Source organism: Marinobacterium sediminicola (assembly GCF_022343685.1).
Taxonomy (GTDB): domain Bacteria; phylum Pseudomonadota; class Gammaproteobacteria; order Pseudomonadales; family Balneatricaceae; genus Marinobacterium; species Marinobacterium sediminicola.
In genome coordinates, this window is record NZ_CP092123.1 from 1031996 (window position 1) to 1046282 (window position 14287).

A 14287-nucleotide genomic window follows, 5' to 3' on the forward strand; every position below is an offset into this window, starting at 1 on the left:
AGATAGCAGATGACTTCACAGGCTACAGTCACCGACACCTATGACGTGGTGGTGGTGGGCTCCGGTGCCGGGGCCTTGTCGGCAGCGATTTTTGCCGCCGATCAGGGCATGAGTGTTCTTATTGTTGAGAAAAGCGACAAGTACGGCGGTACATCGGCATTGTCGGGTGGTGGTATCTGGGTTCCCAACAACCATTACTTCAAGGCCAAGGGGGGCAAGGACAGCTTTGAACAGGCACTGACCTACCTGAAAGCATCTGTTGGGGATCAGGTGGATGAGAAGCGCCTGCTGGCCTACCTCGAAAATGCACCCAAGATGATGCAGTACCTGCAGGAGAACACCCGCCTCAACTACACCGTGGCGGAACGGTATCCCGATTATTATCAGCATCTGCCCGGCGCCGCACCCGGTGGTCGTACCCTGGACCCGGAACTCTTCGATACCACTGCACTGGGTGATGAAGTTGAGAACCTGCAGCCAGCCTCGCCGACAACGCTGTTGATGGGCAAGATCGCCTGGACGGCCCGCCATGCCCACAAGGCCATGGCCCGTGAGCGCGGCTGGCGCCTGCTGCTGGTCTGGTTGATGCTGCGCTACAAGCTGGATTTCAAGCAGCGTCGTAAAACCAGGCGGGACCGTCGTGCCGCGCTGGGTAATGCCCTGATCGCTTCTCTGCGCGCCTCACTGATGGACCGCAATGTTCCCCTGTGGCTGAACACTGATTTCCGTGAACTGGTGCAGAACGATGAGGGCCGCGTGACCGGCCTGATCGTCAAGCGCAACGGGCAAGAGCAATTGATCAATGTACGTCAGGGCGTGATTCTGGGCTCTGGCGGTTTCGAGCAGAATCAGGCCCTGCGCGACAAGTATTTGCCGAAACCGACCAGGGTCGAGTGGAGCGCCACGCCACCTGGACGCAACACAGGAGCGGCGCTGGAAGCCGGGCAGGCCATAGGGGCCGCGACCGCCATGCTGGACTGGGCCTGGTGGGCTCCGACCATCAGCGTTCCGAAAGAAGAAAAGGCGCGCGGTGTATTCGCCGAGCGTGCTTTCCCCGGCGCCATTGTGGTTAACGGCGAGGGTAAGCGATTCGTCAACGAGGCCGTGGGTTACCTCGAATTTGTCGACGAGATGTACAAGGACAACATCAAAACCAACGGCAAAACCGTTCCTGCCTGGGTGATTTTCGACGGTCACTTCCGCTTCAACTATGCGATGGGTCCGCTGATGCCGTCGCAGGTCATGCCGGACAGCCGCTTGCCCAAGGCCTGGCACAAGACGGTCTACTGGAAAGCAGACAGCCTGGACGCACTGGCCGCCGAGATCGGCGTGGATGCAGACGGGCTCAAATATACCGTAGAGCGGGTCAACCGTTTTGCTGCCAGCGGCAATGACGAGGACTTCCAGCGCGGCGGTAACGTATTCGACCGCTACTACGGCGACAGCAACGTCAAACCCAACCCCTGTCTGGTGCAGATCAAGAAGGGGCCTTTCTATGCCATGCGCATGGATGCCGGTGATATCGGCACCAAGGGCGGCCTGTTGACCAACGAGCAGGGCTCTGTGGTGCGTGAAGATGGCAGCGCAATCAAGGGGCTCTACGCCATTGGCAACTGTTCGGCGTCCGTAATGGGAACCACCTATCCGGGCGCGGGCGCCACCCTGGGGCCGGCGATGACCTTTGCCTACATCGCGGTCAATGATCTGGCCAAACAGAAAGCAGCGGAAAAGGTATCGGCATGAGCGGATCGGCAATTACTGAAATCGGGCCGCCGCTGGAGATCGAGAACCCCGACAGCCAGAGCTGGGACCGGCAGTGCGATGTGCTGGTCGTCGGCTGGGGCGCCGCCGGTGCCTGCGCCGCGATCGAGGCGCATGATCAGGGTGCCGAGGTGATCGTAGTAGATCGTTTCCAGGGGGGCGGTGCCAGTGCCAAGAGCGGCGGCGTAGTCTATGCCGGAGGCGGCACCAAGCATCAGCAGCAGGCGGGTTTCGAGGATACGCCTGCAGCGATGTACGACTATCTCAAGCACGAAACGCAGGGCGTCGTCAGTGATGCCACCCTCAAGCGCTTTTGTGATGACAGCGTTGCCAACCTGAAATGGCTGGAAGCCATGGGCACGCCTTACACCCACACCATGCCGCCGGGCGGCAAGACGTCCTACCCGCAGGACGGCTATTACCTGTACTACTCCGGTAACGAGCTGGTGCCCGCCTACCGTGGCGAGTTGCCGCCGCCACCCCGCGGCCATCGTACCGTCGGCAAGGGCCATGGCGGTGTGGTGCTCTACTCCCACCTGCAGGCGGCCTGTCGTCAGCGTGGTATCGCCAGTCTGACCCAGTCAGCGGTCCGTCGACTGGTGGTTGATGCCGACAATCGTGTGATTGGTGCCGAAGTCTGGTCGCTGCCGGTGGGCAGCAAGGCCGCCAGGTTGCACGCCAAGTGGGGCCAGCGCGCGGAGAAACTGCAGAATCTGGCGCCGGGCTATTGCAACCGCCTGCGCGGGAAGCTGGCCACACTGGAGCATCAACATGCACGCCGAGTGCTGGTTCGTGCACGAAAGGGCGTGATCCTGAGCACCGGCGGCTTCATCTTCAACAAGGAGCTGGTGAAGCACTTTGCCCCCAAATACCGACGCAACTTCAAGATCGGTGCCACCGGCTGCGATGGCAGCGGCCTTCGATTGGGTATGTCCGTGGGAGCCGAAGCTGACCGTCTGGATACGGTATCGGCCTGGCGCTTCATCAATCCGCCGCAGAAGTGGCCCAAGGGCATCGCCGTCAACACTCGTGGCGAGCGCTTCTGTAACGAGGAAGTCTACGGCGCCACACTGGGCCACGCGATATGTGAAAAGCAGAACGGCAATGCCTGGTTGATTCTGGACAAGCCGCTGCGCCGTCAATCCATCCGCCAGGCGCTGTTTGGCGGTTACTGGTGGTTCCAGTCGGTTCCGGCGCTGGTGATGATGCTGCTCGGGGCCAAAAAGGGCAAAACACCGGCTGAACTGGCGCGCAAAACCGGCATGGATTCAGCCCTGCTGGAAGCCTCACTGAGGGATTACAACCAGGCCATCAGCAGTGGCCAGCACGACCCCATGGGCAAGTCGGCCGATTCCTGTCAGCCATTACGGCAGGGGCCCTTTTATGCTCTCGATATCTCGGTCAGCTCGACGGTACTGCCACTGGGCGCACTGACACTGGGCGGCCTGAAAGTGGACGAGCAGAGCGGGCAGGTACTCGATGCCGACGCCCGTCCGCTGGCCGGGCTATACGCCGCCGGCCGTACCGCGGTGGGTATCCCGTCCAATCTCTATATCAGCGGGCTTTCGCTGGCAGACTGCGTGTTCTCCGGCCGTCGTGCCGGTGCTGCCGCAGCGGCTGGTGACACAAGTGCAACACGTGAGGCGCCTGAAGCGCTGGCAACCGTATAAGGAATTCAACGATGAGTAACTCAATGGATAACAAGGTCGCGCTGATCACCGGTGCGGCCAGTGGCGTGGGCCTGGCCGTAGCCAAAGACCTGGTGGCGGCCGGTGCCCGTGTGATCATGACCGACTTGCAGGAAGCCCGCGGGCAGGCCGAAGCCGATGCACTGGGGCGCTGTGCCCGTTTCATGACCATGGATGTGGCTGACCCGGATGACTGGGACAGCGTACTCAACAGCATCCGTGAGCAGGAAGGGCGTCTGGACGTGCTGGTCAACAACGCCGCTATCCTCAAGCCCGGCAGCATCGAAACGACCAGCTACGAAGACTGGCAGCTGTTGCACCGCATCAACGCCGACAGCGTGTTTCTTGGCTGCCAGAAAGGGCTGGCGCTGCTGAAAGAGCAGGGGGGCGCGATCATCAACGTGTCTTCCATCGCCGCCTTGGCAGGGCGACCGGATTACCTGGCCTACAGTGCTTCCAAGGGCTCGGTCGCGGCGATGACCCGCGTGGTGGCGGCACACTGCCGACATGAAAAGTATCGCGTGCGCTGTAACTCCGTGCATCCGGACGGAGTACTCACGCCGATGACCCGGGCTTCCTATCCGGAAGGGATCGACCCGAACAATTTCACCATCGACAAGGACCCGATGAACCGCATGTGCCAACCCGAAGACGTGGCCGCAGCGGTGGCGTTTCTGGCCTCTGATGAGGCGCGGGCGATCAACGGCATCGAACTGCGCGTGGACAGCGGCCAATTCATCATGAGTATCTGATATGACCAGCATGCAAACCCAACTAGACATTCCTCTGCAAGCGCAGACCATTCCCGAGCTGGTGTTCGAGGCTTCGCGCCGCTTTGCCGGTCGCGCGGCCATTGAAGATGGCGGCGAGGTGATCGATTATGCCGACCTGTCTTCCCGTGCACTCGAAGTGGCCCGTGGCCTGATGCGCCTTGGCGTCCAGGCCGGTGACCGGGTCGCGGTCTGGGCCCCCAACGGTGCCCGCTGGGTACTGGCGACACTGGGCCTGCAGATGGCGGGCGCCATCCTGGTACCGATCAATACCCGGATGAAAGCGGCCGAAGCCTGCGACATCATCACCCGAAGCGGCAGTCGTATCCTGTTCTCCGTGGGCGATTTCCTTGATACCGACTACCCGGCCATGATTGCCGACAGCTGCGGTGACTGGCTCGAGATGACCATCGTCATGAGCGAGCGCAAGGGGCAGCCACTGGCCAACAGTCTCGACTGGGACAGTTTTATCGAACATGGGCAGGGGGTGACCGAATCGGCGGCGCGGGTGCGCGCCAGTGAACTGACGGCAGACAGCCTGTCCGACCTGATGTTCACGTCCGGCACTACCGGTAAGCCCAAGGGCGTGATGAGCGCACATGGTGCGGCGTTGCGTGCCTTCTCCGAGTTTGTCCGCATCCTGACGTTGAAACCCGGTGACCGCTTCCTGATCGTCAACCCGTTTTTCCACACCTTCGGCTACAAGGCCGGCTGGCTCAGTTGTCTGCTCAGCGGTGCCACGATCCTGCCGCATCCGGTTTTCGATGCTGACGAGGTACTGGCACGCATCGAGAACGACAAGGTCAGCGTCCTGCCGGGGCCGCCGACACTCTACCTGTCGCTGCTGGCGCATCCCGAGCTGAACCGTAAGGACCTGAGCAGTCTGCGCGTAGCCTCCACTGGCGCGTCCACCATCCCTCCAGTGTTGATCGAACGGATGCGCAACGAACTGGGCTTTGATGTGGTGACCACGGCTTATGGTCTCACCGAGTGCGGTGGCCTGGCCACCATCTGTGATCCGAATGATCCGGCAGAGACCATCGCCGGCACCAGTGGCAAGGCGATTCCCGGTACCGAAGTGGCGATTCTGGACAAGGATGGCAACCGGTTGGCCGCCAACGAGAGTGGCGAAATCTGCATTCGAGGCTTCCACGTGATGCAGGGCTACTTCCAGAACCCCGAAGCCACAGCCGAGACCATCGATGCCGACAAGTGGCTGCATACGGGCGATATCGGCACTCTGGACGAGAACGGCTACTTGCGTATCACCGGCCGTCTCAAGGACATGTTCATCGTGGGTGGCTTCAACTGCTACCCGGCTGAAATCGAAGCGGCGCTGGTGGAGCACCCCGAAGTGGCTCAGGCTGCGGTGATCGGCGTGCCGGATGAGCGCATGGGTGAAGTCGGCTGCGCCTTTATCGTCCGCCGTCATGGCAGTCAACTGGATGAGAAGGGCCTTATCCAGTGGTCCCGTGCCCACATGGCCAACTACAAGGTGCCGCGCATGGTGCGCTTTGTATCCGCCCTGCCGGTGAATGCGTCCAACAAGGTCGACAAGCTGGCGCTCAAGCGTGACTTTGAAGGAGCTTGAGCCTGTGCGCCTGTCTCACACCGGGCAAGATTGAGTAGAACAAGGGCTGGTGGGATTCTCACCGGCCCTTTTGTTTTCAGCGATCGCCCGTTCGAAGATCGAAACTAACGGAGGGAAAGCATATGACGGACACAACGAGAGGCGTGGCGGTGGTGACAGGAGCCAGTCGTGGCGTCGGCAAGGGCATCGCCATAGCACTTGGCTCTGCAGGCATGACGGTATACGTCACCGGGCGTTCTGCCACCGAGAGTCGGGCGTCACTCAAGGGGCAAGTGTTGCCTGGTACGGTGCGGGAAACGGCCGAAGCGGTCACGCGTGCCGGAGGGCAGGGGATCGCCGTTGCCTGTGATCACGCCGATGATCAGCAGGTGAAGGCGCTGTTTGATCAGGTCGAGCGTGAGCAGGGGCGGCTCGATCTGCTGGTCAACAATGCCATCGCCCTGCATGACAACCTGATCGATCCCGGTCCCTTCTGGGAAAAGCCGCCTGAACTGGTCAACCTGATCGATGTGGGGTTGCGCTCCTCCTATGTCGCCAGCTACTACGCTGCGCCGCTGCTGTTGAAAAGTGAACAGGCGCTGGTTGTCTTCACCTCCTCCTATGGCGGTGCCTGTTACATGCACGGTCCTGCGTATGGTGCGCAAAAGGCCGGTGGCGACAAGATGGCGGCCGATATGGCGGTGGACTTTGAAGGGACCGGCGTCAGCTGCGTTTCCCTGTGGTTGGGACCGCAAAAGACCGAACGCTCGGCGGTCGCTGCTGTCGCCAGACCGGATTCCTACGGCGACATCATGGAGATCGGCGAAAGTCCCGAATTCAACGGACGGGTGATTCTGGCGCTGCTGCAGGACCCTCAGCTTGAGGCATATTCCGGCAAGACCCTGATCAGTGCCGAATTGGCGCAGGACTCCGGCATCCCGGATGACAACGGTCGCCAGCCCCCCTCGTTTCGCACACTGCTGGGGGCTCCGCTGGCGTGGAACCCGGTACGCATCATCTGATGTGGGTGAACGCCAACGGCAATATCACCTGCAGGCTAACGAATAACAACAAGGAATTAACATGATCAATGCTGAACAGATACACACCATCATGGCGCGCTACCTGGAATTGGTCAGCAGCGGTGATGTTGACGCAATCCTGGCCCTCTATGCCAGCGATGCCATCGTCGAAGACCCGGTTGGTCAGCCTCCCCATATTGGCCGTCATGCGATTGATGCCTTCTACCGCAATGGGCTGGGCGAGATGAAGGTCAGGGCCGAGCTGCAAGGCCCGATCCGCGCCACTGATAGTGGCTGGGGTGCCATGCCTTTCAGTGTCACCGTGACCAATGCCGATCCGGTGACCCGGATCGACGTGATTGATGTGATGGAGTTCGATGACAAGGGACGGATCAAATCGATGAAAGCCTACTGGGGCGAGCAGAACCTGACGACCCAGCCCCAGGGAGACTGATGCCATGGATCTTGAACAGCGCATCACCCGCATCGAGGCATTGGACGCGATCCGCACGCTGAAACACCGCTATCTGAATGCCTGTGATCTCAAGGAAGTGGAGAGCATCCGGGCATGTTTTGCGGAAGGAGAAATCGATATCGATTACGGTCCCATTGGTCGATTCAGCGACCGTGACAGTTTTATCGAACTCTACCGGCAGCTGGCCTGCCATGAGCGGGTCAAGGATCTGCATCACGGCAGCAACCCGGAAATTGAGCTGATCAGCGACACCGAAGCGACAGGCCGCTGGGGGCTCTTCTACTTCAATCTGGATGCGGAAAGCGGCGCAACCCTGCAGCTGAGCGGGGTCTATTACGACCGTTATCGGCGCCTTGATGGCCATTGGAAGATCGTGGCTACGCGGTTTGAGCGGCTGCAAGAGCTGGCATCTCCCGCCGTTACCTGATTGCAGCAGGGCCGGTGCCTGCACCGGCTATTTCCTGTGTGTAGTAGCCCAAGTAATGTCTGGAAAAGTAGACCCTAATGGGGCAGGATTGAGGCTTAAAGGATTCAAGGGCCTGCTTCATTGCGAATAGCCCGACAACACATGTACGCCTGATCATTTTCAACGGAAGGGAGATGGAAGCGTTGTCTTACCGTATCAATACTTTAGTTCATTGCCTGTTTCTGTATCTCAAGTGCCACTGTACTGCCTTCAAGCGAGGTATGTTCCAAAGTGTGCACGTGCTTGAGATGGGCGTACCCGCTCGGTGGTTCGAATCCGAGAAAAGTACCTTTTTGTTCGGATTTCTTGGTATAAAATCCATTTATTTCAATGAGTTATTCAGTGCTGGTCAGAATTAAAAGGTATACCCGATAATAATTATTATGAGGTCGGAGACCTCATTAACAGACTGTTAGCGCTCAGAAGGAGATAGCGTGAAGACTCATCTTCAATATTCAGATAAAGACATTTACCTAGTCAATGACATAGTCAAGAACTGGAAGAAAAAAGGTTTTGTAGGGACATTAGACGAAGGTAATTGCTCAAAGGGCTTTGTTGATATATCCACCGATGATTGGACCCAACCAGGTACGAGAGAAGTAATTTTTAGATTGCATAAGATATATGCAGGCTCGGGCTTTTTTGGGGAGAAATGCTTGTGGGTCTCTGAGCTATTTACTAAAGCAGGTGGCGAAATCACGAAGTACGGGTGTGTTGAAGCTAAGAACCAACTTAAAGCTCTTGACAGAGCTATAAATCAAGTCGGATTTGGCTTTTCAAGCAAAACGAAAATTGAAGATTACTATCTTGTATAGGGGAATGTATGAGTTTTGAAAATATGGCATTGGAAGGCTACTACACAAAAAGCGGTGTTCCGGAACAAGAGGCCAAAGTGATTTCCTCATTATTTGGTGGAAATTTTATTCATCTACAAGCTGAGCAGAGACAGCAGGGTGGAGGGAAAAAATCAAAGGCGCTAGCTGCGGTCCATGTATCTGATGGAATATTTGCTGGCGCCAGCCTCTATGGTGACTTTCCATTATGGGATCAAGCAGATTCACTCGACGAAGTGGAGCGGGTTGTAAAGATCGTTCGTGCGGCAGGTGTTTGTAGTGTCTGCGTTTATGCATATGCTTTGGATTCTGATATTACAGAGCAATCAAAAGAGTCTTATAGAGATTTTCTAAGAATTGCCCAGAGCAAAGCTTCTACATTCGGCGGTTCTTTGAAAACAGATGAATTCTTATCAGAGTTTTCGCAGACAATAGACAGGTTAAGCATTGCATCAGCAGCACATGGGGAAAGAAAAGGCTTCTTTTCCAAGATCTTTGGGTAAAGCGCTAACAAGTGACTGTGGTGTCCAGCATAAATAATCAGGCTGTTTTTTGACGCCAGAGCTCTTCGTTTTTGAGCATGGTATTGAGCACGACAATGAGCTTGCGCATGCAGGCAATGATGGCCACTTTGGGCAGCTTACCTTGCGCCTTCAGGTGCTCGTAGAAGCGTTTGAACACAGGGTTACATTGGATTGATGACAGCATCGCCATAAACATGACTGTGCGGATACGGTGACGACCTCCCCGGATGCGTCGCTTGCCATTCCAGGTACCGCTTTCGCGGTTCATGGGGGCGACACCAACCAGGGCAGCGATCTCTTTGCGGTTGAGTTTGCCGAGTTCTGGCAGCTCGCTGAGCAGGGTATAGGCGAGGACTTTTCCAACGCCGGGTACACTGGTCAGGATCTCGGTTTTGACACGCCAGTGCTTGACCTGCATAACCGCTTCATCGATCTGTTTGGTGATGGTGTTGATCTGAGTTTGTAAGGAGCGCAGCAAGGTTTTGATGGAGCGGTGTAGCGCCTTGGGTAGGATCTGGAGACGGTTTTTTTCCATCGTCTGCATCTCAAGGAGCTGGCCGCGTCGAATCAGCAAGTCCTTAATAAGACGGGATTGTTTGTCTGGAATCGGCTTGATCTCGGGCTGTATGGTGGCCGCGAAGCGAGCGATGACACCGGCGTCAATCTTGTCCGTTTTGGCCAGTACCCCAATGGCCTGCGCATAACGTCTGACACTGATGGGGTTGACGACGACAATGGGTAGATTCGCCTGGTCGCAGGCAAACACGAAGGCGTGTTCATAGCGCCCTGTGGCTTCGACCACGATGCGTTCGATGTTGCGCTTTTTCAGCACGTGAACGACCTTGAGAATGCTGTCCTCGTCGTTCGGAATTTGAAAATGGAGGTCCAGCGGATGCAGGACGATATCGAGTTTGGATTTGCCGACGTCTACGCCGACGTTGATGCTGATTTGGCTTTCCGTGTTCATGGTAATAAGCTGACTCTGCCTTGCTATGCGGGCTCGGGGCCCCGATGACTGTTCGAGTTATCGCTAAAGAGTCATGCAGCGCTACACACTTGTTATCGGTCTCTCGCAAGAGGAGCCGGCGCTACACCGAGCTGCTGCATGAAGGCCCTCAATGGCCGTTGAGGGTGGGTCCCAATTTACCCGGAAAACACACGGAATTATCCATACAAGGCGCTGCTGTCGGACAAATTTTCCGCTGCGCTCCAAATTCGCCGCAGAGCGCAGCGTTAAGATTCCGAGTTACCCACGAACAGTAGACACCTTCTATAGTTAGGTTTACCCCTGACGAGGAGGTGCAAGATGGCCAGGAAAAAGTACCAGCACTACACCGAAGAGTTTCGGCGCGAGGCCGTCAGGCGTGCTGATCAACCTGGAAATACAGCGGCCTCAGTGACAAGGAGCTGGGGATTCATCCCGGTCAGATTTACAACTGGAGACGTCAGTTTACCCGGCTGTCGAGAAGCAGTTTAACAGCTTGAACGGGGTGGACTACTCCAAGCCGGAGAGTGATGAAGTCCGGCAGCTGAAGCGCGAACGGGATGCGCTGAAAAAGGAGCTTGAGTTCCTAAAAAAGGCAGCTGACGGAAGGCCGCCCCCGTACTTTGCGAGTCAGCACGAGTAAAGTACGCTCTGATACAAGAGTATCGGGGGCAGTACGCGATACGGTTGATGTGCCGAGTTCTGGATGTATCGGCTTCAGGATTTTATCGCTGGTTGAGTCGTGAGGTTAGCACACGGGGGCTCAGGCGGCAGTTCATGGAAGAGCAGGTCATGGATACCTTTGCCACCTACAAAGCCCGCTACGGGGCACCCCGAATCGCCAAGGAGCTTAATGCCTTGGGCATCCCTTGCTCGGTTAATTATGTCGCCAACATCCTGAAACACAACGGCACACGGGCGCGTAACGGCAAGGCGTTCAAGTACACGCCGGCCACGGAAGCGATGACAGGCGTCGCCGAAAATCTTCTCGAGCGTCGTTTCAACGCGGACGGTCCGAACCAGAAATGGACGACCGATATAACCTACATCTGGGTGCGTGATCGCTGGCTATACCTGGCAACGGTGATGGACCTGTATTCGCGTAGTATCGTCGGCTGGTCGCTGGATACGAGCATGACAGAACAACTGATCACGGATGCCCTGAATATGGCGTTCAAGCGACGTGTTATCGAGCCGGGACTGATTATTCACTCGGATCGTGGAGTCCAGTATCGATCCAATCGTTATCAGGCGCTTATGGAGCAACACGGTTGCAAACGGAGTATGAGCCGGAAAGGAAACTGTTGGGATAATGCCGTCATGGAATCGTTTTCCAGCCGACTGAAGGTCGAGCTGATCTATGCTGAACAGTATCGGACGATAGACGAAGCGAAATCAGGGATCTTCGAATACATCGAAGTATTTTATAACCGCATACGTAGGCACTCGGCTTTGGGTTATGTCAGCCCAGCAGAGTACGAGCGCAAATGCGCATAATCAAAGTGTCTACTTTTTGTGGGTAGTACCAAACTAAGGAGAGTAAGCGAATGTATGGCGATAAACTGAGATCAATTGAGTTGCCATTTAAAAGATGGCATGAAACAGGATTCGAATTTGGTTTAGAGCAGTATACAAAAGAAAACTGTCAAAAAGCAGAATCGATATTTTTAAACTTAATAGATAAGCTAATATCTATTGGTGAATCTGCAACAGAAGAACAAAAGTTAGAACTATTTAAATCATGTGTTGAGGCCCTTAACTCTTTAAATGAAGAACTGGATGACTGTTTTATAGAAACCGGAGAGCGTGAGGATCTTTGTGAGCTTGTTGATGAGTTTACAAAAGCTGTAGGTCTAGACCCTAAAAACTACGCAGATGGCGCGGGGCTAGCTGATTTGTGGCGTGATTGGTAAATTGTTCTAACAAATTGGTCAACATGACGCCTGGCGGTGCATGTTACCAAGGCGTTAGCTATCCGAGTTACCCACGAACAGTAGACACTCCTGGTACAGATGGTCGATGAGCCTAACCCCGCACGCCCGCTATGTTGGTGATCTTTATGTTTGCCCCTTGGCTAATCGGAGATCACCAACATGGCTCAGCCCGCCCATGTACAAATCTGTAATCTTCTCTACCGCTATGCCGAGCTGATCGACAGCGGCCAGTTGGCTGCCGCAGCTGAGCTGTACCGGCATGCGCGTATTCATACCGGCAGTGAGCAGTCTCCCCTCAATGCTGATGGCCTGCTGCAAACCTGGCAATCGATGCTCAAGCTCTATCCCTGTGGTACCCCCCGTACCAGGCATATGATCACCAACCCCCTTGTTGAGGTGGATGAGGTGGCGGGTAGGGCGAGCTGCCGTTCTTACTACACCGTCTTTCAAGCCACCGATGACCTGCCGCTGCAGCCGATCATTACCGGTCGTTACCATGACGAGTTTGAATGCGTTGAAGGTGAGTGGCGCTTCAGCTTTCGCGATTACACACTGGTGGATCATATCGGGAATCTGAGGCACCACCTCACGACATCAATTCACTAGAGGCAACTGCTTTCAAATCCAGGCCCAGCAGCATTTAAATCGGTGCCGCTATTGTGCCTTGGGCACCAGGTCTACCACCCAGATCTCGGCATCTTCCGTTTCGCTGGGGTTACGGAACCAGTGGACTGTATCCGCATTCTCATACCAGGCATCGCCGACTTGAAGGGTGCGGCTGGACTCCCCACGGTATTCGATGACGGTGCCTTTGGTAACGCGAACGATACCCGGACGTCCATGGTGCGGGTGATTATGGATGGCGCCGCCGGGTGCAATGCCGACAAGTCGGGCACGTAGATCATAGTCACCGACCGAACCTGGCAGCTCATGCGGGGCTAGGTCAACGAGGCCGACGGCTTCAGCACCGCCGCTGATGCCCATGGCTTTTTCAGGGGGTGTTTCGTCGTTGGCCATGAGCGGTGCAGAGCCTATCAGCCCTGCGCATACAGCAACGCAGTAGTGGGTAATACGCATGGTCATATCATCCTTCTTTTTATTCAGGGTGCTCCAGCGATGATGTAAGCCGTGCAGGGAGCTTATGAATAATAGGCAGTGCCATGGCAATGCGCTATTTCAGGTGCAAGGCAGGAGCAACGCCGAAATGCTACCCGCGAAACGTTAAGCCGCGCTTCCCGGTCCAGTGCCGCGTCACCTGTCATCAGATCTTTTGTTGTGTCTCCGCTAATCACTTGCGCAGCTCCAACCGCCTGCCTATAGAGTACAAGTAGTGATTGATGGCATTCGGATGCACGCAGGAAGATGAAAGCACTCTCAGTTTCACTGGCAGCACTGTTACTCAGTGGTTGTACTCAGATTGGACTCAGGTTTGGGGTAAGCCTGGCCAATTTGCCCGCCAGGCTCAGTGATACGCGGGTGACCCACGACTTGGCTTACGGGCCGGATGAGCAGCACCGGCTGGATATCTACCGGCCGGCAGAAGCGGAGGGTGATGCGCCGGTGCTGGTGTTTTTTTATGGCGGTCGCTGGACCGATGGTGACAAGTCGATGTATCCCTTTGTTGGCGAGGCTTTTGCCGGCAGGGGGTATGTCACGGTGATTGTGGATCATCGCAAGTATCCACAGGTACGCTTCCCTGAGTTTGTCCATGACGGTGCCAGTGCGCTGGCCTGGGTGCATGATCATATTGACCGCTTTGGCGGTGATCCTGATCGGTTGTTCCTCGCCGGTCATTCCTCAGGTGCCCATATCGCCTCGCTGCTGGCGGCGGATGAGCGCTACCTTCAGGCACAGGGCAAGCCGACGAATATCGTTCAGGCCTTTGCCGGGTTGGCGGGTCCCTATGATTTCGTGCCTCACGAGGACGATCTGATCGATATGTTCGGCCCGCCTGAGCGCTATCCACAGATGCAGACCACCACCTTTATCGACGGTAAAGAACCGCCCATGTTGCTGCTTTGGGGGGAAGAGGACTCAGTGGTCTGGCAGCGCAATATCGATCAGTTGAGTCAGCGGATTCGGGACACCTCCGGGCGAGTGACAACACGTACCTACAAGGGGATTGATCATGTGGGGATTATGGCCAGTCTGACCTGGTTCATGCGCGATCGTCGGCCCGTGTTTGAGGATATGCTTGGATTTTTCCAGCAGCATGATGTCGCTACTGAGGCTGTAACAAAAAAGGCGGCGCCCTGAGGA

At 56.3% G+C, this 14287-nt stretch carries 14 protein-coding genes and 1 pseudogene; 13 read left to right on the forward strand and 2 right to left on the reverse strand.

Annotation, left to right across the window (positions count from 1 at the left end; genetic code table 11):
* Positions 1-9 precede the first annotated feature (9 nt).
* The 9 genes from LN244_RS04830 (at position 10) to LN244_RS04870 (ending at position 9088) form a co-directional block, all read left to right on the forward strand.
* Positions 10-1743 (forward strand): FAD-dependent oxidoreductase, encoded by a 1734-nt coding sequence (locus LN244_RS04830; RefSeq protein ID WP_239041717.1) that lies wholly within the window; start codon positions 10-12, stop codon positions 1741-1743.
* The gene (locus LN244_RS04835; protein WP_239041718.1) at positions 1740-3431 is read left to right on the forward strand and encodes an FAD-binding protein; all 1692 of its coding nucleotides are present in this window, start codon (positions 1740-1742) and stop codon (positions 3429-3431) included. Before LN244_RS04830 ends, LN244_RS04835 begins: the two co-directional genes overlap by 4 nt.
* Positions 3432-3442: 11 nt before the next feature.
* Positions 3443-4201 (forward strand): SDR family oxidoreductase, encoded by a 759-nt coding sequence (locus LN244_RS04840; protein WP_239041719.1) that lies wholly within the window; start codon positions 3443-3445, stop codon positions 4199-4201.
* A 1-nt stretch (position 4202) separates the two neighbouring features.
* Positions 4203-5810, forward strand: a complete 1608-nt coding sequence (locus tag LN244_RS04845; RefSeq protein WP_239041720.1) for a FadD3 family acyl-CoA ligase — start codon at positions 4203-4205, stop codon at positions 5808-5810.
* 122 nt (positions 5811-5932) lie between these two features.
* Positions 5933-6811 carry an SDR family NAD(P)-dependent oxidoreductase gene (locus tag LN244_RS04850; RefSeq protein ID WP_239041721.1) on the forward strand — a complete coding sequence of 293 codons (879 nt, stop codon included), beginning with the start codon at positions 5933-5935 and terminating at the stop codon, positions 6809-6811.
* 61 nt (positions 6812-6872) lie between these two features.
* Complete coding sequence (locus LN244_RS04855) at positions 6873-7265, forward strand: nuclear transport factor 2 family protein (RefSeq protein ID WP_239041722.1); 393 nt, start codon at positions 6873-6875, stop codon at positions 7263-7265.
* A 4-nt stretch (positions 7266-7269) separates the two neighbouring features.
* On the forward strand, positions 7270-7713 hold the full coding sequence (locus LN244_RS04860; RefSeq protein WP_239041723.1) for a nuclear transport factor 2 family protein: 444 nt from the start codon (positions 7270-7272) through the stop codon (positions 7711-7713).
* A 473-nt stretch (positions 7714-8186) separates the two neighbouring features.
* Positions 8187-8567 carry a hypothetical protein gene (locus LN244_RS04865; protein WP_239041724.1) on the forward strand — a complete coding sequence of 127 codons (381 nt, stop codon included), beginning with the start codon at positions 8187-8189 and terminating at the stop codon, positions 8565-8567.
* 8 nt (positions 8568-8575) lie between these two features.
* On the forward strand, positions 8576-9088 hold the full coding sequence (locus LN244_RS04870; protein ID WP_239041725.1) for a hypothetical protein: 513 nt from the start codon (positions 8576-8578) through the stop codon (positions 9086-9088).
* A 37-nt stretch (positions 9089-9125) separates the two neighbouring features.
* Here the strand turns inward: LN244_RS04870 and LN244_RS04875 are convergent, their stop codons facing one another.
* Positions 9126-10076 (reverse strand): IS110 family RNA-guided transposase, encoded by a 951-nt coding sequence (locus tag LN244_RS04875; RefSeq protein WP_239040020.1) that lies wholly within the window; start codon positions 10074-10076, stop codon positions 9126-9128.
* A 636-nt stretch (positions 10077-10712) separates the two neighbouring features.
* On the opposite strand from LN244_RS04875, the pseudogene LN244_RS04880 reads away from it, so the two are divergent.
* The 3 genes and pseudogenes from LN244_RS04880 to LN244_RS04890 form a co-directional block, all read left to right on the forward strand.
* Positions 10713-11591 (forward strand): annotated as a pseudogene (locus LN244_RS04880) (IS3 family transposase); the annotation flags it as partial.
* A 50-nt stretch (positions 11592-11641) separates the two neighbouring features.
* Positions 11642-12007 carry a hypothetical protein gene (locus LN244_RS04885; RefSeq protein ID WP_239041726.1) on the forward strand — a complete coding sequence of 122 codons (366 nt, stop codon included), beginning with the start codon at positions 11642-11644 and terminating at the stop codon, positions 12005-12007.
* 180 nt (positions 12008-12187) lie between these two features.
* Positions 12188-12634, forward strand: a complete 447-nt coding sequence (locus LN244_RS04890; RefSeq protein ID WP_239041727.1) for a nuclear transport factor 2 family protein — start codon at positions 12188-12190, stop codon at positions 12632-12634.
* A gap of 48 nt (positions 12635-12682) precedes the next feature.
* Here the strand turns inward: LN244_RS04890 and LN244_RS04895 are convergent, their stop codons facing one another.
* Complete coding sequence (locus tag LN244_RS04895; protein ID WP_239041728.1) at positions 12683-13105, reverse strand: cupin domain-containing protein; 423 nt, start codon at positions 13103-13105, stop codon at positions 12683-12685.
* Between the two features lie 285 nt (positions 13106-13390).
* Between LN244_RS04895 and LN244_RS04900 the strand changes: the two genes are divergently transcribed.
* Positions 13391-14284, forward strand: coding sequence for an alpha/beta hydrolase (locus tag LN244_RS04900; protein WP_239041729.1), 894 nt, complete (start codon positions 13391-13393; stop codon positions 14282-14284).
* The last annotated feature ends 3 nt before the right edge of the window (positions 14285-14287 follow it).